The 24447-nt window shown below is 78.7% G+C and carries 22 protein-coding genes; 8 read left to right on the top strand and 14 right to left on the bottom strand.

All coding sequences use genetic code 11. The annotated features are described in order from the left end of the window. Positions 1 to 48: 48 nt before the first annotated feature. Together pknB and EDC03_RS06240 are read right to left on the bottom strand one after the other, a co-directional pair. Positions 49 to 2070 carry a Stk1 family PASTA domain-containing Ser/Thr kinase gene (gene pknB / locus EDC03_RS06245; protein WP_123379375.1) on the bottom strand — a complete coding sequence of 674 codons (2022 nt, stop codon included), beginning with the start codon at positions 2068 to 2070 and terminating at the stop codon, positions 49 to 51. A gap of 91 nt (positions 2071 to 2161) precedes the next feature. Continuing rightward, the gene (locus tag EDC03_RS06240; protein ID WP_123379374.1) at positions 2162 to 3454 is read right to left on the bottom strand and encodes a lytic transglycosylase; all 1293 of its coding nucleotides are present in this window, start codon (positions 3452 to 3454) and stop codon (positions 2162 to 2164) included. Between the two features lie 312 nt (positions 3455 to 3766). Here EDC03_RS06240 and EDC03_RS06235 point away from each other — a divergent pair, with 312 nt between their 5' ends. After that, positions 3767 to 4120: an Rv2175c family DNA-binding protein gene (locus tag EDC03_RS06235; protein ID WP_123379678.1), complete on the top strand. Its 354-nt coding sequence runs from the start codon at positions 3767 to 3769 to the stop codon at positions 4118 to 4120. Positions 4121 to 4198: 78 nt separating this feature from the next. Here the strand turns inward: EDC03_RS06235 and EDC03_RS06230 are convergent, their stop codons facing one another. The 3 genes from EDC03_RS06230 to EDC03_RS06220 all read right to left on the bottom strand — a co-directional run bounded on the left by EDC03_RS06230 (position 4199) and on the right by EDC03_RS06220 (position 8026). Then, positions 4199 to 5188, bottom strand: a complete 990-nt coding sequence (locus tag EDC03_RS06230; RefSeq protein ID WP_199719998.1) for a phytoene/squalene synthase family protein — start codon at positions 5186 to 5188, stop codon at positions 4199 to 4201. Next, a complete protein-coding gene (gene crtI / locus EDC03_RS06225) occupies positions 5185 to 6660 on the bottom strand; it encodes a phytoene desaturase family protein (RefSeq protein WP_422393795.1) in 1476 nt (491 codons plus the stop codon). The genes EDC03_RS06230 and crtI overlap by 4 nt, the downstream gene beginning before the upstream one ends. 268 nt (positions 6661 to 6928) lie before the next feature. Further along, positions 6929 to 8026, bottom strand: a complete 1098-nt coding sequence (locus EDC03_RS06220) for a polyprenyl synthetase family protein (RefSeq protein ID WP_199719997.1) — start codon at positions 8024 to 8026, stop codon at positions 6929 to 6931. A 238-nt stretch (positions 8027 to 8264) separates the two neighbouring features. Here EDC03_RS06220 and EDC03_RS06215 point away from each other — a divergent pair, with 238 nt between their 5' ends. From EDC03_RS06215 to EDC03_RS06200, 4 genes are all read left to right on the top strand, one after another. After that, positions 8265 to 9185, top strand: a complete 921-nt coding sequence (locus tag EDC03_RS06215) for a methylenetetrahydrofolate reductase (RefSeq protein ID WP_123379372.1) — start codon at positions 8265 to 8267, stop codon at positions 9183 to 9185. 4 nt (positions 9186 to 9189) lie between these two features. Further along, entirely contained in the window at positions 9190 to 9915 is a 726-nt protein-coding gene (locus EDC03_RS06210; RefSeq protein ID WP_199719996.1) for a CDP-alcohol phosphatidyltransferase family protein, read from the top strand. Then, positions 9912 to 11018, top strand: coding sequence for an acyltransferase (locus EDC03_RS06205; RefSeq protein WP_123379371.1), 1107 nt, complete (start codon positions 9912 to 9914; stop codon positions 11016 to 11018). The genes EDC03_RS06210 and EDC03_RS06205 overlap by 4 nt, the downstream gene beginning before the upstream one ends. Positions 11019 to 11261: 243 nt before the next feature. Further along, positions 11262 to 12992 (top strand): DEAD/DEAH box helicase, encoded by a 1731-nt coding sequence (locus tag EDC03_RS06200; protein WP_241967059.1) that lies wholly within the window; start codon positions 11262 to 11264, stop codon positions 12990 to 12992. Positions 12993 to 13117: 125 nt separating this feature from the next. On the opposite strand, the gene EDC03_RS06195 is transcribed toward EDC03_RS06200, so the two are convergent. The 5 genes from EDC03_RS06195 to EDC03_RS06175 form a co-directional block, all read right to left on the bottom strand. Next, positions 13118 to 14698, bottom strand: coding sequence for a phytoene desaturase family protein (locus EDC03_RS06195; protein WP_123379369.1), 1581 nt, complete (start codon positions 14696 to 14698; stop codon positions 13118 to 13120). A 64-nt stretch (positions 14699 to 14762) separates the two neighbouring features. Next, entirely contained in the window at positions 14763 to 15935 is a 1173-nt protein-coding gene (locus EDC03_RS06190; RefSeq protein ID WP_241967058.1) for a glycosyltransferase family 2 protein, read from the bottom strand. Next, complete coding sequence (locus EDC03_RS06185; RefSeq protein WP_199719995.1) at positions 15884 to 16810, bottom strand: carotenoid biosynthesis protein; 927 nt, start codon at positions 16808 to 16810, stop codon at positions 15884 to 15886. Before EDC03_RS06185 ends, EDC03_RS06190 begins: the two co-directional genes overlap by 52 nt. A 23-nt stretch (positions 16811 to 16833) precedes the next feature. After that, positions 16834 to 17568, bottom strand: coding sequence for a monooxygenase (locus EDC03_RS06180; RefSeq protein WP_123379368.1), 735 nt, complete (start codon positions 17566 to 17568; stop codon positions 16834 to 16836). Positions 17569 to 17660: 92 nt separating this feature from the next. After that, positions 17661 to 18059, bottom strand: a complete 399-nt coding sequence (locus EDC03_RS06175) for a four-helix bundle copper-binding protein (protein ID WP_241967057.1) — start codon at positions 18057 to 18059, stop codon at positions 17661 to 17663. A gap of 139 nt (positions 18060 to 18198) precedes the next feature. On the opposite strand from EDC03_RS06175, the gene deoC reads away from it, so the two are divergent. From deoC to EDC03_RS06160, 3 genes are read left to right on the top strand one after another with little or no spacing between them, the layout of a single operon-like run. Beyond that, positions 18199 to 18924: a deoxyribose-phosphate aldolase gene (gene deoC, locus EDC03_RS06170; protein ID WP_123379366.1), complete on the top strand. Its 726-nt coding sequence runs from the start codon at positions 18199 to 18201 to the stop codon at positions 18922 to 18924. Further along, entirely contained in the window at positions 18921 to 20024 is a 1104-nt protein-coding gene (locus EDC03_RS06165) for an adenosine deaminase (RefSeq protein ID WP_123379365.1), read from the top strand. The genes deoC and EDC03_RS06165 overlap by 4 nt, the downstream gene beginning before the upstream one ends. A 14-nt stretch (positions 20025 to 20038) precedes the next feature. Then, a complete protein-coding gene (locus EDC03_RS06160) occupies positions 20039 to 20470 on the top strand; it encodes a DUF1772 domain-containing protein (protein ID WP_123379364.1) in 432 nt (143 codons plus the stop codon). Positions 20471 to 20489: 19 nt separating this feature from the next. Here the strand turns inward: EDC03_RS06160 and EDC03_RS17525 are convergent, their stop codons facing one another. From EDC03_RS17525 to EDC03_RS06140, 4 genes are read right to left on the bottom strand one after another with little or no spacing between them, the layout of a single operon-like run. Then, complete coding sequence (locus tag EDC03_RS17525; RefSeq protein WP_158674217.1) at positions 20490 to 21077, bottom strand: GNAT family N-acetyltransferase; 588 nt, start codon at positions 21075 to 21077, stop codon at positions 20490 to 20492. Continuing rightward, entirely contained in the window at positions 21074 to 21805 is a 732-nt protein-coding gene (locus EDC03_RS06150) for a uridine kinase family protein (RefSeq protein WP_199719994.1), read from the bottom strand. Before EDC03_RS06150 ends, EDC03_RS17525 begins: the two co-directional genes overlap by 4 nt. Further along, complete coding sequence (locus tag EDC03_RS06145; protein ID WP_241967056.1) at positions 21802 to 23577, bottom strand: phospho-sugar mutase; 1776 nt, start codon at positions 23575 to 23577, stop codon at positions 21802 to 21804. Before EDC03_RS06145 ends, EDC03_RS06150 begins: the two co-directional genes overlap by 4 nt. After that, positions 23574 to 24431, bottom strand: coding sequence for a purine-nucleoside phosphorylase (locus EDC03_RS06140; protein WP_123379363.1), 858 nt, complete (start codon positions 24429 to 24431; stop codon positions 23574 to 23576). Before EDC03_RS06140 ends, EDC03_RS06145 begins: the two co-directional genes overlap by 4 nt. Between the last annotated feature and the right edge of the window lie 16 nt (positions 24432 to 24447).

Below are 24447 nucleotides of genomic sequence, written 5' to 3'. Positions count from 1 at the left end.
CCGGTCGGCGGCGCAAGGCCCCGGGCGTCGTCGCCGGCCGTCCCGCGCTCAGACGACGGTGAGGGTGACCGTCGAGCCGACCTCGGCCTCGGTGCCGCCCTCGACGCTCTGGTCGCGCACCGTCCCGAAGAACCCGCCCAGCACGGTCTCCTCCTGGACCACGAAGCCCGCGTCCTCGAGGGCGGCGCGGGCGTCGCCCACCTGGCGGCCGACGACGTCGGGGACGGTGGCCGTCTCCGGGCCGAGCGAGACGACGAGCTGGACGGTGTCGCCGCGGAACAGCGTGCCGTCCTCCGGGTCCTGCTCGACGACGACGTCCTCGGGCGCCACGTCGTCGAAGCGCTCGGTCACCTCGACCTCGAGGCCGCGCTGCTGCAGGTCGCCGACGACGTCGGAGCGCGGGCGCCCCACGAGGAACGGCACGTCGACGGGCTCGCGGCCGTCGGACACGACCACGGTCACCTCGTCGCCGCGCCGGAGCTCCTCGCCGGCCGCCGGCTGCTGGCCGAGCACCGCGCCCTCGGGGACCTCCTCGTCGTACTCGCTGCCGTCCTCGGCGAGCGTGAGCCCGAGCGCCTCGACCGCGGCGCGGGCGTCGTCGAGCGGGGTGCCGACGAGCGTGGGGACCAGCGCGGTCTCCGACCCGCGGGAGACGAAGAGCCGCACCACCTCGCCGGGCCGGACGTCGTCGCCCGCCACGGGCAGGCTGTCGACGACGACGCCCTCGGGCGTCTCGTCGTCGAACCGCTCGGAGACGTCGGCGCCGAGCCCGGCGTCGGCGAGGGCCGCCTCGGCCTCGGCCCGCGGCAGGTCCGCGACGACGGGCACGGGGACCGGCGCGCCCGGGCCGGCGAGGAACCACCAGCCGGCCGTGCCCGCCGCCCCGCCGAGCAGGAGCAGCGGCACGAGCACCAGCGCGAGGCGGCGGCCGCGGCGCCGGCGCGCCGGCGGCGGGGCGGGGACGGCCGCGGCCACGGGCCGGGGCGCCGTGCCCGTGCCGGCGCGGCGGGGTGCGCGGCCGGGCAGGGCCGTCGTCGGCGTCGTGGGCGGTGCCCCGCCGCCGTCGGGCAGCTCGCCCTCGGCGGCGCCGACCGGCACGGCCAGCGCGTGCTCGTGGCGGGCGGGCAGCGCCGTCGTCGCGCGGACCCCGGTGGGCGGGGCGGCGGCGGGCCCGACGACGTGGGGGGCGGCGTCGAGGACCTCGTGGGGCAGCTCGCGACGCAGGGCGCGGACGGCGGCGACGAGCTCGCCCGCGTCGGCCGGGCGGTCCTCGGGGTCGCGCGCGGTCATCCAGAGGACGAGGTCGTCGACCTCGGTGGGCACGGTCGTGACGACGTCGCTCGGCACGGGCACGTCCTGCGTGACGTGCTGGTGCGCGACGTGGAAGGGGACCTCGCCGGTGAAGGGCTGCCGGCCGGTGAGGAGCTCGAAGAGCGTGACGCCCGCGGAGTAGACGTCGCTGCGGGCGTCGGCCCGGCCGGAGAGCGTCACCTCGGGCGGGAGGTACGCCACGGTGCCCATGAGCATCCCGCTCGTCGACGTGTGGGCGCTGGCGGCGCGGGCGAGCCCGAAGTCGGCGACCTTGACGCGGCCGTCGTCGGTGAGCAGGACGTTCTCCGGCTTGACGTCGCGGTGGACGACGCCGGCGCGGTGCGCGGCCTCGAGGGCCTCGAGGACCGGCTGGAGGACGGCGAGGGCCGTGCCCGTCGTCACGGGGCCGGCGGCCACGAGGTCCCGGAGCGTGCGGCCGGGCACGTGCTCCATGACGAGGTAGACGACGCCGCCGCCCACGGCGTCGTCGCGGCCCTGGTCGAAGACGCCGACGACGCCGGGGTGCGACACGCGCGCCGCCGAGACGGCCTCCCGGTGGAAGCGCTCGACGAACTGCGGGTCGTGCGCGAGGTGCGGGTGCATGACCTTCAGCGCGACCTCGCGGTCGAGCCGGACGTCCCGGGCGAGGTAGACGGTCGCCATCCCGCCGCGCGCGACCCGGCGCACCACCTCGTAGCGCCCGTCGACGGCGACCCCGACGAGCGGGTCGTCGGCCCCGCCCTGGGCGTCGTCGGTCATGGGCGGAGTCTAGGGAGACGGGCGCGCGCGCCCGCCCCGCGACGACGGGGCGGGCGCGCTGCCACCGGGGGGACCAGCGGGGTCGGCGGCGTCAGCGGTACTGCGCCTGGAGGGTCTGGACGTTGGCGACGTAGCGCCGCGTGTCCGAGAACATCCCGCGGCTGCGCACGGAGCCGAGGCCCTGGTAGTACCCGGCGATCGCCGTCGACGTGTCGGGGGCGCTCCGCAGCAGCTGGCGCAGGATGACGACGCCCGCGGTGACGTTGTCCTGCGGGTCGAGCAGGTCGATGCTCTGCCCGGAGAGGTCGGCCGCCCACGCGCCGGAGCTCGGGATGACCTGCATGACGCCGACCGCGTTGGCGGGGGAGACGGCGCGCATGTCGAAGCCGGACTCCTGGAAGGCCACCGCCTGGGCCAGCGACGGGTCGACGCCGTAGCGGGAGGCGGTGTCGCGCACGAGCGCCCGCATCGCGTCGCGGCTCGGGACGGAGCGGGCGCGCAGGGCGTCGCGGTTGGCCGTCGCCGCCTGCGTCGTCGCGCCGGGGTACGAGCGGCCCAGGAAGGTGGACGCCACCGGGTCGGACGACGCCGGAGCCGGCGCGGCGGTGCCGCCCGGCACCGAGAGACGCTGGCCGACCCGGATGAGGCCGTCGGCGCCCACGCCGGGGTTGACCTGGCGCAGCGCCGCGACCGTCGTGCCCTCGCGCGCGGCGACGGTGCTGAGGCTGTCGCCCGGGCGGACGGTGTAGGAGCCGCCGCCCCCGCCGGAGGGCGCGGGGGCGCTGCTGCCGGTGGTGGTGCCGGTCAGGCGGAGGACCTGGCCCTCGCGGATGGAGCCGGCGGCGTCGAGGCCGTTGGCGCGGGCGATGGTGCGCTGGCTGACGCCGGTGCGGGCGGCGATGGCCGAGACGGTGTCGCCGCGGCGGACGGTGTAGGTGCTGCCGCCCCCGCCCGAGGGCGCGGGGGTGTTGCTGCCGGTGGTGGTGCCGGTCAGGCGCAGGACCTGGCCCTCGCGGATGGAGCCGGCGGCGTCGAGGCCGTTGGCGCGGGCGATGGTGCGCTGGCTGACGCCGGTGCGGGCGGCGATGGCCGAGACGGTGTCGCCGCGGCGGACGGTGTACGTGCCGCCGGTGGCGGCCGCGACGACGGCGAGCGGGGCGCCGAGCTGGACCTCGTCGGACGGCGTGGCCCGCGGGGCGGTCGCGTCGGCCCGGCGCTCCAGCGGGTCCTCGGCGGGGCGCTCCGGGGCGGGCGCCGCGGCGGCCGGGACGAGCCCGGTCGCGCCGAGGGCGGCCGCGAGGGCCAGCGAGAGGTGCGCGCGCCGGCGGGCACGCGGGGCGGGGGGCGCGTCGTCGCGCAGGGCCGGGGCGTGGGGCGTCGTCATGGCGTCCTCAGGAGGTGGGGGGCGGGCACCGGGCGGCCTGCGACGGCTGTGACAGGTGGTGCCGCAGAGCATCGTGATGCTGTTGTGACGGAACGTACAACAGGAGATGTCCAGGTCCACGAGTTGCACCGGTGGAATTCGGACGCCCGGGTGACGGGTTCCCGGCGTCGGTGCGGAGAGGGCGGGCCGGCGTGCCGGGAAGCGGCGACCGGTGCGTGGCAGGCTGGCGCCGTGGTCGACGCACGCAGCCCCCAGCCCACCGACGACGGTCGTCCCGCGACCCTGCCCGACCCCCTGGACCCGTCCGCGGTCATGGCCGAGCTCGAGCAACTCGTCGACGCGTGGATGACGCTCGAGGAGGTCGGCACGGCCCTCGGCCTCGCGCCGTCGCAGGTGCGGCGTCTCGTGGCGGACCGGGACCTCGTCGCCGTCCGCCGGGGCAAGCCCCGCCGCGACTGCGTGCCGACGGCGCTCGTGCTGCCCGAGCCGCTCCGCCGCCTGCGGGGCACGGCGGTCGTCCTCGCGGACGCCGGCTGCAGCGACGCGGAGGCCCTCCGGTGGCTGTTCACGCCGGACCCCACGCTGCCGGGCACGCCGGTCGAGGCGCTGCGGGCCGAGCACCGCACGACCGAGGTGCGCCGCCGGGCGCAGGCGCTCGCCTTCTGACCCACCGACCCACGTCCCCGACGACGACGGCCGGTCGCCCCCGCGGGGGCGACCGGCCGTCGTCGTCGGGGACGGGGCCTAGACGGCGACGGGCCGTCGCCAGGAGCGCTCGTCGGCCCGCGCGGCGCGGGCCCGGGCCAGGGCGGGCAGCGCCACGCCGAGCCGGCGGGGGAGCGGGACGGACACGCGCCGGTGCAGGACGTGGAGGTCCGCCTCCTCGACGGCGTCGAGGATGCCGCCGTACAGCCGGTCGGCGCAGGCGATGGCGTCGCGGCTCGTCGGGTGGAGCATGCCGATGCCCGGCCGGGCGCGGGCGTAGAGCTCACGGGTGCGCGCCACCTCGAGCTCCAGGAGCGTCCGGACCCCGGGGGTCAGCGCCCCCGTGCGGCGGCAGCGCCGCAGCTCGTCGCGGTCGACGCCGCACGCGTCGAGGTCCTCCTGGGGGAGGTACACGCGGCCGCGGTCGAGGTCCTCGCCGACGTCCCTGATGAAGTTGGACATCTGGAAGGCCTCGCCGAGGGTCCGGGCGCACGCGGCGGCCTCCTCCTCGAGCCCCGGCAGCGGCTCGAGGACGGGGAGCATCTGCAGGCCGATGACGGCGGCGGAGCCGTGCATGTACCCGACGAGGTCGTCCCACGTCGCGTAGCCGGTCTCGGTGATGTCCATCCGCATCGACGCGAGGAAGGCGCGCACGTGCTCGCGGGGGATGTCCCAGCGCTCCATCGTCAGCGCCATGGCCCGGCTCACGGCGTCCGGGGCCGTCCCGCCGGCGCGGGCGCCGTCGAGCCCGCGCCAGAACTCTTCCTCGAAGCGGACGAGGGCGTCCGGGTCGGGCGCGGTGAGGCTGTCGACGAACTCGTCGGCGTAGCGGGCGAAGCCGTACAGCGCCCACACCCACGGCCGCTTGGCCGGGGGCAGCAGCGCCGTCGCGAGGTAGTACGTGCGGCCGTGGAGCGCGTGCAGCCGGCGGCACTCCTGCAGGTCGGCGCGGAGCGCGGGGTCGGTGATGCCCGCCGCGTCGAGCGACCGCTCGCCGACGCGGTACCGGTCCGGCAGGGCGCCGCTCACCGGTAGGCCCGCGAGCGGTAACCGGGCACCTTGCCGGTGATGCGCTCGGCGGCCAGGCGGCCGGACACGAGCACCATCGGCACGCCCACCCCGGGCTGCGTGCCCGAGCCGGTGAGCACGACGTTCTCGCCCCAGATGTTGCCCGGCCGGAACGGCCCGGTCTGGCTGAAGGCGTGCGACGCCGCGAAGGGCGCGCCCGCCTCCATCCCGCGGCGCTGCCAGTCGAGCGGAGTCGTCACGTCCTCGACCTCGATGCCGTCCGCGAAGCCGGGGAAGCCGCGAGCCTCGAGCGTGCGCATGACGTGCTCGCGGTAGTGCGGGGCGGTGCGCTCCCAGTCGAGGTCGGGCGCGCTCTGGAGGTTGGGCGTCGGGAAGAGCACGTAGTACGTGTGCCGTCCCTCGGGCGCGGCCGTGGGGTCGGAGACCGACGGCGTGGAGATCAGCACGCTGGGGTCGCTCATGAGCCGACCGCTCGTCAGCTCGGCGAAGACCTCCTCCCACGCGTGGCCGAAGGAGATCGTGTGGTGCGCGGTCCCGGGGTAGGCCTTCGTCGAGCCGGCCAGCAGCAGGTAGCACGACGGCGAGTACGTCATCCGCCGCGACGAGCGCCGCTCCGTGCCGAGCAGCTCGCGGAAGGCCACGGGCAGGTCCGGGTTGAGGACGAGCGCGTCGCAGGCGATCCGCTCGCCGTCGGCCGTGACGACCGCCGAGGCCCGGCCGCCGGAGTGCTCGACCGTCGTCACCTCGGTGGAGGTGCGGACGTCGACCCCGTGGTCGCGCAGCGCCGCGGCCATGGCCTCCGGCACGGCCGCCACGCCGCCGCGGGGGAAGAAGACGCCGGCGACGGAGTCCATGTAGGCGATGACGGCGTAGAGCGCGAGGGCGTCGTAGGGCGACATGCCCGCGTAGAGGGCCTGGAAGGAGAAGGCGCGCTGCGTGCGCGGGTCCTTGAGGTAGCGCTCCACCCGCGGCGCCATTCTGCCGAAGCCGCCGAGGGCGGCCAGGCGGGCGAGGTCCGGGCCGACGAGGTCCAGGGGCGTGTCGATGTTCGTGTCGATGAAGCTCTTCATCTCGGCGCGGTAGAGCTTCGAGACGTAGTCGACGTAGCGCAGGTAGCCGCGGGCCTCGGCGGGGCCGCACACGCGCTCGACCTCCGCCGCCATCTCGCCGGCGTCCGCGTGGACGTCGAGGCTCGTGCCGTCCGCGTACTGCGCCCGGTAGAGCGGCGAGACGGGGTCGAGCGTGATGCGGTCGCTCATCTCCTCGCCGAGCGCGTCGAAGCAGTCGGCGATGAGGTCCGGCATCGTGAGGACGGTGGGGCCCGGGTCGAAGCGGTAGGTGCCCGTGGGCCCCTGCAGCTCGAGCCGGCCGGCGCGCCCGCCGACGACCGCCTCGCGCTCGAGCACGGTGACGCGGCGGCCCGCGCCCGCGAGGTGCATCGCCGCGGACAGGCCGGCGAGCCCGGCGCCCACGACGACGACGTGGTCGCTCGGCCCCGACGTCGTCCGGACCCGGCCGGGGACGGCGGCCTGGGCCGCCCAGCGGGCCCAGCGACGGGCGGTGCGGGCCGAGCCGGCGGCGCCGGCGGCGCGGGTGCGGCCGGGCTGGGGGGCGGTGGTGGTCACGGGGCTCCTCGGGTGGTGCGCTGCGGGGCCCGGGAGAGGGCCGCGGGGAGGGCGGTGCGCCGGACGGGGACGGGGGCCGGCAGGAGGGGGCGGGCCGGGGGCGCCGCCGTCGTCGTCAGGAGGTCCGGGCGGTCGCCACGCCGACGAGCTCGCCGAGCGCCTCGCGCGCGGCGGCGGTGACCGGCGCCTGCGCGAGCGCGGTGCGGGAGCGGCGGACGAGGTCGTCGATGAGCGTCTCGACGGCGTCCAGCGCGCCCGTGCGACGCACGAGGTCCTGGAGGGCCGCGACGCCGTCCTCGTCGAGGTCGGGCGCACCGAGGCTGCTCTCCAGGAGGGCCAGGTCCTCGGCGTCGCCGTGCCGGACGGCCAGCGCCACGAGCATCGTGCGCTTGCCCTCGCGGAGGTCGTCGCCGGTGGGCTTGCCCGTGACCGAGGGGTCCCCGAAGACGCCGAGGACGTCGTCGCGGAGCTGGAAGGCCTCCCCGAGGGGCAGGCCGTAGGCGGACAGCGCCTCGCGGTGCTCGGGCCCCGCGCCGGCGAGGGCGGCACCGATGAGCAGCGGGTGCTCGACCGTGTACTTCGCGCTCTTCCAGCGGAGCACGCGCAGCGCGCGCTCGACGTCGTCGCCGTGCTCCTCGGCGCCCGGCGTGCCGCCCGAGGCCTGCTCCTGGACGTCGAGGTACTGCCCGGCCATGAGCTGGGTGCGCATGCGGTCGAAGACGACGCGGGCGGCCGTGAGGCGCTCGACGTCGGCGCCGCAGCCGGCGAAGGCCTCGTCGCTCCACGCCAGGCAGAGGTCGCCGGCGAGGATCGCCGCCGCCTCGCCGAAGCGCTCGCACGAGCCCCGCCAGCCGCTGCCGGCGTGGAGGTCGCCGAAGCGGCGGTGGACGGCCGGCATGCCGCGCCGGGTGTCCGAGCCGTCCATGACGTCGTCGTGGATGAGGGCCGCGGCCTGGAAGAGCTCGAGGGCGGCGCCGACGCGGGCCTCGACGGCGCGGTCCTCGCCGCCGGCGGAGCGGTAGCCCCACGCGGAGAAGGCCGGTCGCAGGCGCTTGCCGCCGCGCACGAGGTCGGCCACCGCGTCGACGAGCCCGGTCGTCTGGGGCCCCACCTCGGCGAGCAGCGCCCGCTGCCGCGCGAGCACCGCGTCGAGCTCGGCCTGGACGCCCAGGCGCAGCGCGACGGCGTCCGTGCTCACTCCCAGCGTGTCCACGCCGCACCCCCTGCCGTCCCGGGCCCCGGCTGCCTGCCCGGTGCGGGTGGCCGCCGTCTCGACCACCGTGCCCCGCACCCTAGAGCGGCCCCCGGGCGGTCGCGGCGCCGGGGCGCGGCGCGTCGACCCCTTCGGGCGGCGCGCGGACGGAAGGGGTGGCGTCCCGTGACGAACGGTCCCTCTGCGTGACGGACGGCGCCGCCCGGCCGGTCGGGCGGGGCGTGGCTAGCCTGCGGGCATGGAGGGAGGCCCGGCGCTGCGGGACGTGCTCGCGGACCTGCGGGCCGCGGGGCGGCCGTCGCTGTCCTTCGAGATCTCCCCGCCCCGCGACGAGGACGCCGCGCGGCTGCTCTGGGACTCGCTGCGGCGGGTGGAGGCGCTCGAGCCCGCCTTCGTGTCGGTGACCTACGGGGCCGGCGGCTCCACCCGCGACCGCACCGTCCGGGTCGCGGGCGAGGTGGCCGCCACGACGACGGTCCCGCCGGTCGCCCACCTCACCTGCGTGTCCGCCTCCCGCGCCGAGGTCCGCCAGGTCGTCGGCGAGCTCGTCGACGCGGGTGTCCGGTCGGTGCTGGCCCTGCGCGGCGACCCGCCCGGCGGACCGGGCTCGCCGTGGCAGCAGCACCCCGACGGGCTCGGCACCGCCCTCGAGCTCGTCGAGATGCTCCGGGGGATGGGGGACCTCACGGTCGGCGTCGCCGCCTTCCCGAACGGCCACCCCGAGTCGGCCGACGCCGACGCCGACGCCCGCGTGCTCGCCCTCAAGGCGCGGGCCGGCGCCTCGTTCGCCGTGACGCAGCTCTTCTTCGAGGCGGCCCGGTGGACCGAGCTCGTGGACCGGGCCGCCGGCCACGGCTGCGACATGCCCGTCCTCCCGGGGCTCATGAGCATCACCTCGCTGCGGCAGGTGGAGCGCTTCGAGCGGCTGTCCGGCGCCCCCGTTCCCGCGGCGCTCGTGGCCCGCCTCGAGGACGCGCACCGCACCGGCGGCGACGAGGCCGTGCGGCGCGCCGGCGTCGAGCACACCGTGGGGCTGGGGGGCGAGCTGCTCGCGGCCGGCGCCCCGGGGCTGCACCTCTACACGCTCAACCGGTCGCGGGCGGCGCTCGAGGTCGCCGACGCCCTCGGGCTCGGCGCGGCCGTCCCCGCGGCGTCCTGACGCCGTGCCGTCCCGCGTCCCCGGGGCCCCGGGCCCGGCCCGTCCGGGGCTGCCCGACCGGGCCGAGCACCTGCGCCGGTGGGCCGCGCTCCACGACGCGCCCCCGCCGCGGGGCGTCGTGCGGGTGTGGCTCGGGGTGGTCCACGCGCTGGCCCGGCCGCTCGCGGCGGCGGGCGTGACGCCGGGCGCCCTCACCGCCGTCGGTCTCCTCCTGCCGCTCGCCGCCCTGCCCGCCGCGGCCGCCGGCGGTCGGTGGGCCCTCGTCGTGCCGCTCGTCGTCGTCGTGTCCGGGGTCGTCGACAGCCTCGACGGCGGCGTCGCCGTCCTCCGAGGCCGCACGACCGCGGGCGGGGCGGTGGCGGACGCGGTCGCCGACCGGGTCGCGGACGCGCTCGCCCTCGTGGCCCTGTGGCTGCTCGGCGCGCCCGGGCCCGTCGTCGTCGCCGCCGGCGCGGGGGCCGCGCTCGCCGAGTACGCGCGGGCGCGGACGGCCGCGGCGGGCGTCCGGGACGTCGGCGTCGTCACGGTGGGGGAACGGCCCTCGCGCGTCCTCGTCGTCGCCGCCGCGGGGCTCGTCGCCGGGCTGCGGCCGGACGACGCGCTGCTGTGGGCCGCCGTGGGCGCGTGGGCGCTGCTGGCCCTCGCCGCCGTCTCCCTCGTCCAGCTGCTCCCCGTGCTCGCGCGGCTGCTGCGGGCGCTCGACGCCGACCGTCCCCGGGAGGTCCTGTGAGCCACCTCGTCGACCGCGTGCCCGAGAGCCCGCCGGAGCGCACGGGGACCCGCTGGATGGACTCGACCCGCGTCCTCGCGATCGTGGCCGTCGTCCTCATCCACCTGCTGGCGCCGGTCGTCGAGGGCCGCGGCGTCCCCGTCGGCAGCCCGGGCTGGTGGGTCGCCAACGTCCTCGAGTCCCTGACGCGCTGGTGCGTGCCGGTCTTCGTCATGATCTCCGGCGCGCTCGCGCTGGACCCGGCGCGCACCACGCGGCCGCGCGACTACTTCCGGCGCCGGCTCACCCGGATCGGCGTGCCGCTCGTCGTCTGGACGGCCTTCTACCTCCTCTTCCGCGCGGTCGTCCTCGGCGCGGACCTGGGGCCGGCCGACGCCGTCGCCGACGTCGCCAGCGGCGCCCCCTTCCTGCAGCTCTACTTCCTCTACGTCCTCGCCGGCCTCGTGCTGGCCACGCCCTTCCTCAAGGTCGTGACACGGCACGCCACGTGGCGCATGCAGCTGGGGCTGGCCGCGGTCCTGCTTGCCCTCGGGGCGCTGGACCAGGTGCTCGCCTACCTCGGCGGGGTCGGCGAGCCCAACGCCGCCACCCGCTTCCTGCCCTTCGCCGGCTACTACGTGCTCGGCTGGTGCCTGCGCGACGTCGTCGTCCGCGGCCGGTGGCTGGCGCTCGCGCGCACCGGCTTCGTCGCTTCCGTCGTCGTCACCGGGGCCGCCGCCGCGCTCGACGGCTTCGGCGGCCTCGGGCGCTACGCGTACGACTTCCTCTCGCCCACGGTCGTCGTCATGTCGGCGTGCGCCTACCTGCTCCTGCACCGCGGCCTCGACGTGCTGCCGGACCGGCTCGAGCGCGGGCTGGCGCGCTGGGCGCCGTACGCCTTCGGCGTCTTCCTCGTGCACGGCGCCCTCGTCTACGGGCTCCGGCACGTCACCGGCCCGCCGACGACGACGGCCGAGGTGGTCGGCACGGTGCTGCTCCTGCTGCCGGCGCACCTCGTCGCCGCCACCGCGGTGACGTGGCTGCTGCTCCGGGTGCCCTACCTGCGGGCCGTGCTCGGCGAGCCCGTCCGCCGGCCGGCGCGGCGGCCGGCGCCCGCGGGCTGACGGGCGGCGCCGCCGGAGCCCGGGCGGGCCCGGGCGGGCCCCGACCGGCCGTCGGCGGTCGGTCCCGGCGCCGGGATGGGGCACACTGGACCCACCGCGGCGCCTCCGGCGCCCCGCCGAGCCGCCCCCGCAGCTCCGGTCGCGGCCCCGCCCGTCCTCGCGACGGCCCGCGGGCGCCGGCTGCCGGCCCCCAGCGCGGGAGGAGCGCCCTCGGCGCCCTCCACCGCCCCGAGAGGCCCCGGCGTGCCCGAGCCCCGTACCCCCTGCACCCCCTCCACCAGCACCGGTCCCGGCCCCGCCCGTGGCGGCCGCCCCGGCGGCGCCCGTCGCGGCGGCGGCCCCCGCCGTCCCGCCGCCCCCGCGGGCGGCCGCGGCGGCGCCCCGTCGCCCCGCCCGGCGGCCCCCGCCGACGACCTCGCCGGCGTCGTCCTCGTCTCCGAGGAGGAGGTCGTCGACGCGACCTTCGCCGACCTCGGTGTGCCGCAGGCGCTCGCCGCCCCGCTCGTCGAGAAGGGCTTCGCCCGGCCGTTCCCCATCCAGGCCGCGACGCTCCCGCACACGCTCGCCGGCCGCGACGTCCTCGGCCGCGGCCGCACGGGCTCCGGCAAGACCCTCGCCTTCGCGCTGCCGCTGGCCGCGCGCCTCGCGGCCACGGCGCCCGAGGGCGGCCGTCGCGGCCGGGGCCGTCCCCGCGGCCTCGTCCTCGCGCCGACCCGCGAGCTGGCCACGCAGATCACGGCCACCCTCGAGCCGCTCGCCACCGCGGTGGGCCTCAAGGTCACGACGATCTTCGGCGGCGTCCCGCAGGGCCGTCAGGTCACCGCGCTCGACGCGGGCGTCGACGTCGTCGTCGCCTGCCCCGGCCGGCTCGAGGACCTCATCGGCCAGGGCCACCTGCGCCTCGACGACGTCCAGGTCACCGTCCTCGACGAGGCCGACCACATGGCCGACCTCGGCTTCCTGCCGGGCGTCAAGCGCCTGCTCGACCGCACGCCGGCCGGGGGCCAGCGGCTCCTGTTCTCGGCGACGCTGGACAACGGCGTCGACGTCCTCGTGCGCCGCTACCTCGCCGACCCGCTGACCGTGGCCATCGACCCGGCCACGTCGCCCGTCGTCGAGATGACCCACCACTGGCTCGCCGTGCGCGACGCCGCCACGAAGGCGGACGTGGTCCGCACCCTCGCCTCCGGGCAGGGGCGCCGGATGATGTTCCTGCGCACCAAGCACCAGGCCAAGAAGCTCGCCAAGCAGCTCACGGCCGAGGGCGTCCCCGCCGTCGACCTCCAGGGCAACCTGTCGCAGAACAAGCGCCAGGAGAACCTCGCGGCCTTCTCCTCCGGCGCGGTCAAGGTGCTCGTGGCCACGGACATCGCGGCGCGCGGCATCCACGTCGACGACGTCGAGCTCGTCGTCCACGTCGACCCGCCCACCGAGCACAAGGCGTACCTGCACCGCTCCGGCCGCACGGCCCGCGCGGGCTCCGGCGGCGACGTCGTCACGCTCGTCCTGCCGGAGCAGAACGGCGACGTCCGCACCCTCGTCCGCCTGGCCGGCATCTCGCCCGCCAAGCACGACGTCGACGCGGCCTCCGCCGTCGTCACCGACCTGCGCGGCCCCGAGGCCGCGCACGTCGAGCCGGCCCCGCCCGCCCCGCCGCAGGCCCCGGCGCGCGCCGCCGGCACCGGCGGCGGCCGTCGTCGCGGCCGCGGCGGCGCCGGCGGCGGTGGTGGCGCGGCGGCCCCGCAGGGCGGCGGCCAGGGCCGCTCCGGCGGTGCCCGTCGCGGTGGCTCCGGCGGCGGCGGCGGGCGCTCCGGCGCCGCGGCGCCGTCGTCGTGGACGAGCTCCTCCAGCGGCTGGGGCGGCGGCTCCGGCTCCTCCGGCGGCTCCTCGGCGGCCCGCCCGCCGGCCCAGCGCCGCTCGGTCGTCGACGTCTCCCGCGCCGGTGGCGGTGGCGGCCGCCGCGGCGGCCGCTGACCCGGCACCGCTCGGCCCGACGCGAGGCCCGTCCCGGGACACCGGGGCGGGCCTCCGTCGTCCCGCCCCCGTCGCGGTCGGGAGACCACGTGGCGGATCTGGGGCGCGGGCGAGGGGGTCGCGGGTCAGGCGGAGGGGGCGGCGGCGCGGGGGCGCTCGGCCCGGCCGACCATCCCCGCGACGAGCTCCGCCGACAGCCCGACGAGCGGGAGCCCGCCGCCGGGGTGGGACGAGCCGCCCACGCAGTAGAGGCCCTCGACGCCGGTCCGGTTGGGCGGGCGCAGGAAGGCGGCGCGCGCGCCGTTGCTCGAGCTGCCGTAGATGGAGCCGCCCACGCTGCCCGTGAGGCGCTCGAGGTCGGCCGGCGTCCGGGTGCCGCGCCAGACGACGCGGTCGCGGACGTCGAGGCCGCGCCGGGCCATGACGTCGAGCACGTGGTCGCCGTACGACGTCGCCAGCGGGACGCCGTCCGGCCCGACGGCGTCCCAGTCGACGCCCTCGGACGGCGCGCCCGGGCGGTGCCGCGGGGCGTTGACGAGGACGAACCAGGCCTCGGCGTCGTCGTGGGGGCGGGTGGCGGGGTCGTCGGGCGCGCTGACGTAGACGGTCGGGTCCCCGACGGGGACCGGCCGGCCGCGGTGCCGGCCGGTGCCCGACAGGGCGTCGAACTCGGCGTCGTAGTCGTCCGGGAAGAGCACGGTGTGGTGCTGGAGGTCCGGGGTCCGGCCCCGGAGCGCGAGGAGCAGCACGAAGCCGCTGGCCGAGGGCTCGGCCCGGCGCAGCCGCGCCGCGCCGCGACGGCGGACCGGGCCGTCGGGCAGGAGCGCCGCCCCGTCGGGGGTGCCGGCGCCGTAGAGGGCGGCCGCGTCGCCGGCCATGACGACGACCTCGGCGTCCAGCCGCTCGCCGCCGGCGGTGCGCACGCCCGTCGTGCGCCCGCCCTCGACGAGCACCTCCTCGACGCGGGTGCCGCACCGCACGGTGCCGCCGAGGTCCTCGACCCGCTGCGCCATCGCCAGCGCCAGCCGCCGCAGGCCGCCCCGGACGTACCAGGACCCGAAGGCGTGCTCGACGAAGACCGTGGAGGCCAGCGCCGCCGGGGCGCGGCGGGGGTCGGAGCCGGAGTAGGTGGCGTAGCGGTCGAGCAGCGTCCGCAGGTGCGGGTGGGGGAGCAGCTGCTCGCCGAGGCGGCGCAGCGACGTCAGCGGGGCGACGGTGCGCAGGTCCTCGCGGCGCCGCGCCAGCGGCAGCAGGGTGCGGACGCCGTCGAGGGGCGAGGTGAGGAAGGGGCCGCGGGACAGGTCCCAGATGCGGGAGCCCCTCTCCAGCAGCGCCAGCCACGCGGCGCCGGTGCCCTCGCCGAGCGCCGTGTCGACGGCCTCGCGGACGGCGCCCCGGGAGGCGGTCGGCATGTCCAGCCGCGTGCCGTCGGCGAAGCGGTAGCGGCAGGCGACGTCGAGCGCCTGCAGCTCGACGCAGTCCTCGAGCCGGCGCCCCGTCTTGAGGAAGAGGTCGCGGTACACGGCGGGGAGCGTCAGCAGGCTCGGCCCGGTGTCGAAGCCCCAGCCCTCGTGCTCGACCCAGCCCAGCTTGCCGCCGACCTCGTCGGCCGCCTCCAGCACCGTCACCTCGTGCCGCTGCCGCGCCAGGCGCATGGCCACCGCGAGCCCGGCGGGGCCGGCGCCCACGACCACCGCGCGCGCCATCAGGCGTCCCGGCCGGGGGAGGGGACGGCGGGGACGACGGCGGCGGGCACCCGGCGACGGTACGTCAGGGCGGGGCGACGGCCGAGCGGCCCTTCCACGTCAGCGTCCCGCGACGGGCGCCCCGGACCGAGCGCACGACGAGCCCCGCGAGGACGACGAGCGAGACGGGGTGCGCGGCGGCGTCCGGCCACACCCGCGCGCCCGTCCGGCGGCCGGCGACGACGCGCGAGGCGACGCCGGCCAGCAGCCCGACGACGCCGGCGCGGGAGCCCGCGGCCGCGGCCACGACCGGCCCGACGCCGAGGAGCGCGAGGCCGGCCGCCAGCGCCAGCGCGCCGGCGGTCGAGCCGCCGGTGCTCCACAGCGACTTCGTGTAGCCGTCCCGCAGGGCGGGCCAGCCGTCGTACATCCGGCAGGTGGCGAGGTCGGTCCCGTCCGCGACGCCGCCCCGGCCCCCGGCGGCCTTGACGGCCCGCACGAGCGCGACGTCGTCGAGGACGGCCGCCCGGACGGCGCCGTGGCCGCCGACGGCCCGGTAGCGGGCGGCGTCGACGACGAGCAGCTGCCCGTTGGCGGCCGACAGCGAGGGACGAGGGGAGCGCTCGGCGAGCCGCAGCGGCAGCGTCGCGAGCCACGACCACTGCAGCAGCGGCTGGACCAGCCGCTCGGCCGTCGTCACCGCCTCCTGCCGGGGGTAGGGCGAGACGAGGTCGAGCCCGGCGTCGCGCAGCAGGGCCGCCGAGGCGGCGAGGGCGTGCGGGGCCAGGCGGACGTCGGCGTCGACGAAGGCGAGCACCTCGCCGTCCGCGACCTCGGCGAGCCGGGCGCACGCCCACGGCTTCCCGAGCCAGCCGGGCGGCGGCGGCGTGCCGTCGAGCACCTGGACGCGCGGGTCGCCGGCGGCGACGGCCCGCGCGAGGTCGCCCGTGCCGTCGGTGCTCCCGTCGTCGAGGACCAGCACCTCGAGGTCCGGGACGTCGGTGCTGGCGAGGACGGCGGCGAGGCAGGCGGTCACGTGCGCCGCCTCGTCGCGGACCGGCAGCAGGACGCTCAGCCGGCCGCGGACGGGCGGCGGGACGGCGGGCGGGCGGCGCAGCAGCGCGGCGTTGGCCACGGTGCCGACGAGCGTGCCGACGTGCAGGGCGGCGGTCGCGGCGGCGGCCGCCCGGCCCAGCCCCGCCGGCGTCAGGCGCGGGAGCCGGGGCGCCACGGCCGCGGCGCCGCGCGCGACGCCCACCACCAGTGCGCGAGCACCGGCCCGACGACGGCGCCCATGACGACGACGCCCCACAGCGCCACCCACGGCCGCCCGGAGAAGACGAGCGCGTCGACCGTCGAGCCGAGCCACGTCCAGCCCAGCAGGAGCGCGGGGACGAAGAGCTCGGCCGAGCCGCGGGCCCGCTCGGTGCCGCGGGGGGCGGGCAGCACGAGGTCCTGGCCGCCCGTGACCCGGCGGGTCCGCCGCCGCCGCGGGTCGGGCACGACCCGGTGCAGCGCAGCGCTGATGACGAGGGCGACGAGCAGCCAGCCGGCGTAGTTCGTCAGCGGGATGCCGGGGATCCCGGGCAGCCCCGGCGTCGGGTCGCCCCAGACCCAGTGGCCCTCGGCGACCATCATCGGGTCGAGGAACAGGTCCCACGAGGCCAGCCCGACGGCGGCGACGGGCACGGCGACCCAGCTGCCGGGGGGCGCCAGCGTCCGGCCGGCCAGCAGCATCGGGTACGCCATCATCGTCCAGGCGAGGGGCACCACGAGCGGCACGCCGATGACCTCGGGCTGCAGCGAGCCCGAGTAGGCGTACTCGCCGAAGGGGAACCCGGTGCGGGTCCCGACGGCCTCGGCGAGCAGCCCCAGGCCGCCGGCCACGAGGAGCACGAGGCCCGCCGTCGCCGGCCCGAAGCGGCGGGCCGCGTCGGCGAGCACGGCGGCGCAGAAGAGGACGACGGCCGCGCTCGTCGCGAGGTGCAGCGCCGTGCCGGAGAGCAGGGGGTGCGCGACCTGCACGAGGACCGCCGCCACGGCGAGCACCACCGCCGTCGTCCGCAGGACCGAGCGGCGTCCGCCGTCGCGCGTCGGGCGGGGGCCGGCCTGTCCGGAGGTCGTCGTCGCCACCGGCCCGAGGGTAGACGGCGGGCTCAGACCTCGCGGCCGTGGAGGGTGCCCGTCGACCGCTCGAGGAGGAAGCGGGCGAAGAGCTCCTCGGCGTACCAGCCCTCGCGCGGGGTGCGCTCGACGACCTCGCGGTGCGGGGCCCGCCCGTGGGCGAAGGCGGTGAGCGCGGTGCTGTCCCGCCAGACCGACAGGGTGGCCTGGTGGCCCACCGGCGCCTCGCCGATGCCGAGGGCGGCGCGGAGGCCGTCGACCTGCTGGAGGTCGTGGCTGACGGGCGGGACGGCGCGCGCGAACGTGAGCCAGGAGCGCGGGCGGACGCGGGCGCGCGTGAGGCTGACGACGGGCGTCCCGGCGGGGGGACGGCGCGGTGCGGGCCGGCCGAAGGGCTCGACGCCGCCCCACCGCCCACGGCTGGCGACGGGGCGCAGCTCGAGGCGGAGCCGCTCGTCGGCGAGGCGCCCCCAGCCGCGCCAGGTGGCCTGGTGCTCGGCGTACGCGGCGTCGGCGGGGGAGTCCCACGTGGCCAGCAGGGCCCAGTGGCCGAGGTCGGCGTCGCGCGCGGAGAAGGTCTGCCCCGACCCGGTGCCGAGCAGCCGCGTGAAGCGCGCGCCGCAGGACCGCAGGCCCCGGCGGTCGACCGCCATCCGTCCCAGCGCCGCGGGCACGGCGCGCGGCGGGACCCCCCACACGTCGACCGTCACGAGGGCGGGGACGGGCGGGTCCTGGGGGGCGGGGTCGACGGCACTGCGGGCGGCCATGGGTCCTCCGGCGCGGCGGCCCGGTGCCGGCCGCGGTCGTCCGAGGCTACGGGCGGGGTCCGACGTCGTCGGCCCGGGCCGTCCGGCCCGGCTCAGGCGAGCACCTCGAGCAGCGCCCGGCACGCGTCGGCGCACCGGCGGCAGGCCTCGGCGCACAGGCGGCAGTGCTCGTGGTGGCCGGCGTGCTGCGCGCACTCGTCGCCGCAGGCGGAGCAGGCGGCGACGCACGCCACGAGGAGGGCGCGGGCGACGTCCTCGAGCGGCGTGCTCTGCCGCGACAGGACGCGGGCCGTGGCGGCGCACACGTCGGCGCACGTGAGGTCGGTGCTCACGCACCGGCGCATGTCCTCGACGTCGGCCTCGGACAGGCAGGCGTCGGCGCAGGCGGTGCAGGCCTGGGAGCAGTCGAGCGCGGTCTCGACCGCCGCGGCGAGGAGGTCGGCGTGCGGTGCGGGCGCGGGGTGGGCGGCGAGGCGGGCGGCGACGGTCACGGGGTCCTCCGGCGGGCGCTGGTCCGGCCGACCGGGCGGCCGGTCCACGGCCATGCTGCGCCGCGGGCGGTGCGGCCGCGACCGCGCGGGCGCCCGTCGCCCGGCGGCCCGGGGGACGGCCGGCTGCGAGGATGGGGGCATGACCTCAGGGACGCAGGACGCCGCCGCGACGGCGGGGCAGGGGGGCCGCGCGGAGATCGCGGCGCTCGTCGACCACACCCTCCTCAAGCCGGAGGCGACGACGGCGGACGTCGAGGCGCTCGTCGCGGAGGCCCGCTCGCTCGGCGTCCTCGCGATCTGCGTGTCGCCGTCCTTCCTGCCGCTGCAGGGCACGGGCGACCTCGTCGTCGCGACGGTCTGCGGCTTCCCCTCCGGCAAGCACGCGAGCGAGGTCAAGGCGGCCGAGGCCGCCCGCGCCGTCGCCGACGGGGCGCAGGAGGTCGACATGGTCGTCGACGTCGGCGCCCTCCGCGAGGGCCGCGAGGACGACGTCCGGGCCGACGTCGCCGCCGTGCGCGCCGCGGTCCCGGCGCCGCTCGTCCTCAAGGTCATCCTCGAGACGGCCGCCCTCACGGACGAGGAGGTCGTCGCCGGCTGCCGCGCCGCCGAGGCCGCCGGCGCTGACTACGTCAAGACCTCGACGGGCTTCCACCCGGCCGGCGGGGCCACCGAGCACGCCGTCGCCCTCATGGCGCGGACCGTCGGCGGGCGCCTCGGCGTCAAGGCCAGCGGCGGAATCCGCACCGCGGCGCAGGCCACGGCGATGGTCGCCGCGGGCGCCACGCGCCTGGGTCTGTCCGGCAGCCGCGCCGTCCTCGACGGCCTCCCCGCGGGCGACGCCGCGTCTGGTGGGGTGCGGGCATGAGCCGCCCCGTCGACGAGCGCGCCCTGCGCGCCGTGCCCACGCTGCCCAAGGTCGTCCTCCACGACCACCTCGACGGCGGGCTGCGGCCCCAGACCGTCCTCGACCTCGCGGCCGAGGCCGGTCACGTGCTCCCCGCGCAGACGGCCGACGAGCTCGGCCGCTGGTTCGAGCAGGCGGCGAGCTCGGGGACGCTCGTGCGCTACCTCGAGACCTTCGACCACACGACGGCCGTCATGCAGACCGCCGACGCCCTGCGCCGCGTGGCCCGCGAGGCCGCCCTGGACCTGGCCGCCGACGGCGTCGTCTACGCCGAGCAGCGCTACGCGCCGGAGCAGCACCTCGCCGGCGGCCTCAGCCTCGACGAGGTCGTCGTCGCGGTGCAGGAGGGCTTCGCCGAGGGCGAGCGGGAGGCCGCGCAGCGCGGCACGCCCATCCGCACCGGCACCCTGCTCACCGCGATGCGGCACGCCGACCGCGGCGTCGAGATCGCCGAGCTCACGCTGCGCCACTACGGGAGCGCCTCCGGCGGAGCGGTCGTGGGCTTCGACATCGCCGGGGCCGAGGACGGCTTCCCGCCCACCCGCCAGCAGGAGGCCTTCGACCTCCTCCACGCGCACGGCGTCCCGGTGACGATCCACGCCGGCGAGGCCGCGGGCGTGGACTCCGTGCACGGCGCCGTCCACGCGTGCTCCGCGCAGCGCGTCGGCCACGGCGTCCGCCTGCTCGAGGACGTCGAGGGCACCGGCCCGGAGGCCGTCCCGGGCCGGCTGGCCGCGTGGGTGCGCGACCGCCGCATCCCGCTCGAGCTGTGCCCCAGCTCCAACGTGCAGACGGGCGCCGCGACGTCGGTGGCCGAGCACGGCATCGGGGCGCTGCGCGACCTCGGCGTCGTCGTCACCGTCAACACCGACAACCGGCTCATGTCGGCGACGTCGATGAGCCGCGAGATGGAGCTCCTCGTCCGCGAGGCCGGCTGGACGCTCGACGACCTCGAGGCCGCCACGGTCGCCGCCGCCCGCGGGGCCTTCCTCCCGCACGCGCAGCGCGAGCTGCTCGTCGAGGAGGTCGTCCGGCCCGGCTTCGCCGCCGCCCGCGCCTGACGGGCGCCGGGCTCGTGGTGACGGCGGCCGTGGCGCACCTCGCCGCGGCCGCCGCCTACGCCGGCTTCCAGGTGACGGTGCGCCTCGTCGTCTACCCGCAGCTCGCGACCGCCGCCGAGGCCGGTGCGGCGCAGCGCTTCGCGGTGCTCGAGGCGGCGCACGGACGGCGCGTGGCGCGGCTCGTCGGCCCGCTCTTCGCCGCCCTCGTGGGTACGACGGCGTGGCTCGTCGTCGCCGCGCCCGCGGGGGAGCGGCCGCTCGCCCTCGTCGCCGCGGCGTGCACGGCCGTGGTGCTCGGCGTCACGGCGCTCGGCGCGGTGCCGCAGCACCGCCGGCTCGGCCGCGGCTGGGACGGCGCCGCGCACCGCCGCCTGCTGCGGTGGGACGCGGTGCGGGCGGGGGCCGCGGTGCTGCAGGTGGGCGTCGCCCTCGTGCTGCTGCTCTGAGCCGCTGCGGCGCAGCGGGTCAGGCCGTCAGCTCGGCCAGGTGGTCGGCGGCCAGCGGCCGGTCGGCGTGCAGCACGACGACGGCGTCGGGCAGCGGGCTGCGCCGGTCCGGCCCGCGCCAGACCTCCGTGAGCCCGAGCCGGGCGATCGTCCGGAGCGACGGCGTGTTCTGCGCCGCGGCGAAGGCCGTGACGGGGAGGTCCGGCCGCGCGGCGCGGGCCACGGCCAGCCCCGCCCGGGCGATCTCCTGCGCCAGCCCCCGCCCCTGCGCCGCGGGGGCGAGGCGGAAGAAGAGGTTCCACGAGCGCCCCTCGGCGAGCCGGTCGCACCCGCCGATGCCGACGGGGGTGCCGTCGCCGTCGCGGAGCCGGGCGACCCAGGCGCCGACGCCGTCCCGCGCCCACCGCTCCTGCAGGCGTCCGACGAAGACCGCCAGCTCCTCCGGGCTGCGCCGCAGCGTCGGGTCGAGGGCCCACGTGCGCGGGTCGCCGTAGACGGCGTCGGCGAGCGCCGGGACGTCGTCCGCCGTCGGCGGGCGCAGCGCGAGCCGCTCCGTGAGGACGGCCGCGGACGGGCGCCCGTCCGCGGCCCCGCGGGGGCCGGTCACAGCAGGGCGCGGACGGCGGCCTCGGCGTCGGCGACGCCGAGGGGGCGGCACCCCAGGTCGGTCCAGCGCCGCACGAGCGCGGGCTCGGCGCGCGCCAGCGCCAGCCCGCGGCGGACGAGGACGTGCGGCGGCTTGCGCGCCTCCGCGAGGTCGCGCAGCAGGCGGAAGGCGAAGGTGACGCCGGGCGGCCGCCGCAGGCAGATCGCGTCGGCGAGCAGGGCCCGCTCGCGCGCCGCCGTCACGAGGTGCGCCGCGAAGATCCCCTCGGCGACGACGACCGGCGACGTCCCCACGGAGAGGTGCACGGTGCCGGTGCGCCGGCTCGTGGGGATGTCGTAGACGGGCACGTCCGTCTCGCCCTCGCGGCACAGCCGCTCGAGCGCGGCGAGGGCGCGGCCCGCGTCCCACGTGCCGACGTCGTCCCAGTCGACGATGCCGAAGCGGTGCGGCAGCCCCGGCTCGTCGCCGTCGCGGTAGAAGTCGTCGAGCGCGAGCACGGGGAGCCCGAGCCGGCGGACCATCGAGGACTTGCCGGAGCCGCTGGGTCCGGTGAGGAGCACGACGCGCCGCGCCGGCGGGCGGCGGGCGCCGGCCGGCTCGGCGAAGAGCTCGCCCTGGGCGCCGGGGTCCGCCGCCGCGGCGTCGCCCGGGGCGCCGGGGTCGCCGGCGCCCCCGGGGACCTCCCGGTCGACGTCGCCGTGCCGGCCGGCGGGGGCGGGGCCGCTCACGCGTCGAGCGCCAGCGCCGCCCGCAGGTCGGCGCGCACGGCGTCGAGACGGCGGGCGGCCTCGCGACGGGCCACCCGCACCGCGCCGGCGTCCTCGCCGTCCACCGGGACGACGACCTCGCAGTAGCTCTTGAGCTTCGGCTCCGTGCCGGACGGGCGGACGACGACGCGGGCGCCGTCGGCCGTGCGCAGGACGAGGCCGTCGGTCGGGGGCAGCTCGTCGTCGCCCGCGGACAGGTCGTGGACGGCGACGACGTCGCTGCCCGCGAGCGTCGTCGGCGGCTCCGCGCGCAGCCGCGCCATGGCGTCGGCGATCCGCGACGGGTCGAGCACCCGGAGGGTGAGCGGGGCCGTCGCGTGCAGGCCGTGGGCCAGCGCCAGGTCGTCGAGGACGTCGAGCAGCCCTCGGCCGCGGGCCTTCTCGGCGGCGGCGAGCTCGGCGACGAGGACCGCGGCGCTGATGCCGTCCTTGTCGCGGACGGCGGCCGGGTCGACGCAGTACCCGAGCGCCTCCTCGTAGCCGAAGGCGAGGCCGGGCACGCGGCTGATCCACTTGAAGCCCGTGAGCGTCACGGCGCTCTCCAGGCCGTGCGCCGCGGCGACCCTCGCCAGCAGGTCGGAGGAGACGACCGAGCGGGCGAGGACGGAGCCGGGCGGCAGGCCCCGCTCGGCGAGGTGGTGGCCGAGCAGGGCGCCGACCTCGTCGCCGGTGAGCTGGCGCCAGCGCGGGTGCCCGCCGGGCAGGGGCTCGTCGCCCTCGCGCAGCGGCACGGCCACGGCGCAGCGGTCGGCGTCCGGGTCGTTGGCGACGACGACGTCCGCCCCCACCTCGTCGGCGAGAGCCAGCGCCAGGTCGAGCGCGCCCTCCTCCTCGGGGTTGGGGAAGGCGGTGGTGGGGAAGTCGGGGTCCGGGGCGGCCTGCTCGGCGACCGTCCGCAGGTCCGTGAAGCCGGCCGTGCGCAGGACGCGCTCCACGAGCTCGCCGCCCACGCCGTGCAGCGGCGTGAGGACGACGCGCAGGTCGCGGGGGCCGGCGCGGCCGGCGACGTCCGCGGCGCCGTCGGCGTAGGCGTCGACGACGTCCTCGCCGAGGACGTCCCAGCCGGCGTCCGCGGTCGGCAGCGCGGCCACCGCCGCGGGGCCGCCGACGGCGTCGATGCGGGCGGCGATCCGGGCGTCGGCGGGCGGCACGATCTGCGCGCCCTCCTCGCCCGGCCCGCCGAGGTAGACCTTGTAGCCGTTGTCCTGCGGGGGGTTGTGGCTCGCGGTGACCATGACGCCGGCGTCGGCGCCGAGGTGGCGGACGGCCCCGGCGAGCACGGGGGTCGGCAGCGCGCGCGGCAGGAGCGACGCCCGCAGGCCCGCCCCGACGACGACGGCCACGGTGTCGAGGGCGAAGCGGTGCGAGCCGTGCCGCGCGTCGTACCCGACGACGACGTGCGGCGGCGACTCCGGGCCGCCCTCGCGCTCGAGGAGGTACGCCGAGAGCCCGGCCGCCGCCCGGCGCACGACGACGCGGTTCATGCGGTTGGGGCCGGGGCCCAGGCGGCCGCGCAGGCCGGCGGTGCCGAAGGCGAGGCCGCCGTCGAAGGCGTCGTCGAGCTCGGCGCGCGCCTCGAGGACGTCGGGGAGGTCGCCGTCGCCGTCGGCGCGGGCGACGAGGTCCCGCAGCGTGGCGGCGGTGGCCTCGTCGGGGTCGGCGTCGGCCCACGCCAGCGCGGCGTCGCGCCGCTCCGCGCGGGCGGCGGCGAGGGCGTCGTCGCGGGCGCTCACAGCCGCCCCACCACCTCGGCGAGGAGGGCGCCGATCCGCGGCCCGGCGTCCCTGCCGGCCTGGACGACCTCCTCGTGGCTGAGCGCGTGCGGGCTGATGCCCGCCGCGAGGTTGGTGACGAGGGAGATGCCGAGCACCTCGAGGCCTGCGGCGCGGGCCGCGATGGCCTCGAGCGTCGTCGACATCCCGACGAGGGTGGCGCCGAGGACGCCGGCCATCCGGACCTCGGCGGGCGTCTCGTAGTGGGGGCCGGGGAACTGCGCGTAGACGCCCTCGGCGAGCGTCGGGTCGACCTCGCGCGCGACGTCGCGCCAGCGGCGGCTGTAGAGGTCGGTGAGGTCGACGAAGATCGCGCCCTCGAGCGGGGAGCGGCCCGTGAGGTTGAGGTGGTCGGCGATGAGCACCGGCTGGCCCGGCGCGTAGCCGCTGTCGAGCCCGCCGCAGCCGTTGGTGAGGACGACGCCGCGGCAGCCCGCCGCGGCCGCGGTCCGGACCCCGTGCGCGACGGCCCGCACGCCGCGTCCCTCGTAGAGATGCGTGCGGCTGCCGAGCACGAGCGCGACGCGGTCGCTCGAGCCGATGCGCACGGAGCGGAAGACGGGCACGTGGCCGGCGACCGCCGGGGCGGTGAAGCCGGGCACCTCGTCCGCGGGCACCTCGGCGACGACCTCGCCGAGGCTGTCGACCGCCGTCCCCCAGCCGGAGCCGAGGACGAGCGCGAGGTCGTGGCGCTCGACGCCGGTGCGGCGCGCGAGGACCGCGGCGGCCTCGGCGGCCGCGGCCGTCGGGTCCGCGAGCGCCTCCGCCGCGTCGTCGGGGCGGTGGTCGGGGGAGGGGGCGCCGGGGCTGGCCATGGCGCCGACGCTACCC

It is taken from the genome of Pseudokineococcus lusitanus, from assembly GCF_003751265.1.
GTDB classification, from domain to species: Bacteria; Actinomycetota; Actinomycetes; order Actinomycetales; family Quadrisphaeraceae; genus Pseudokineococcus; species Pseudokineococcus lusitanus.
Note: the sequence above shows the minus strand (reverse complement) of the source record. Positions and strands in the feature narration are given on the sequence as shown.

Bases quoted from the DNA above. Each gene is read 5' to 3' on its own strand.
- EDC03_RS06215 (WP_123379372.1), top strand. From the start codon at position 8,265: ATGGAGGGAGGCCCGGCGCTGCGGGACGTGCTCGCGGACCTGCGGGCC.
- EDC03_RS06235 (WP_123379678.1), top strand. From the start codon at position 3,767: ATGGCCGAGCTCGAGCAACTCGTCGACGCGTGGATGACGCTCGAGGAG.
- EDC03_RS06195 (WP_123379369.1), bottom strand. From the start codon at position 14,698: ATGGCGCGCGCGGTGGTCGTGGGCGCCGGCCCCGCCGGGCTCGCGGTG.
- EDC03_RS06140 (WP_123379363.1), bottom strand. From the start codon at position 24,431: ATGGCCAGCCCCGGCGCCCCCTCCCCCGACCACCGCCCCGACGACGCG.
- EDC03_RS06240 (WP_123379374.1), bottom strand. From the start codon at position 3,454: ATGACGACGCCCCACGCCCCGGCCCTGCGCGACGACGCGCCCCCCGCC.
- EDC03_RS06180 (WP_123379368.1), bottom strand. From the start codon at position 17,568: ATGGCCGCCCGCAGTGCCGTCGACCCCGCCCCCCAGGACCCGCCCGTC.
- EDC03_RS06165 (WP_123379365.1), top strand. From the start codon at position 18,921: ATGAGCCGCCCCGTCGACGAGCGCGCCCTGCGCGCCGTGCCCACGCTG.
- pknB (WP_123379375.1), bottom strand. From the start codon at position 2,070: ATGACCGACGACGCCCAGGGCGGGGCCGACGACCCGCTCGTCGGGGTC.
- deoC (WP_123379366.1), top strand. From the start codon at position 18,199: ATGACCTCAGGGACGCAGGACGCCGCCGCGACGGCGGGGCAGGGGGGC.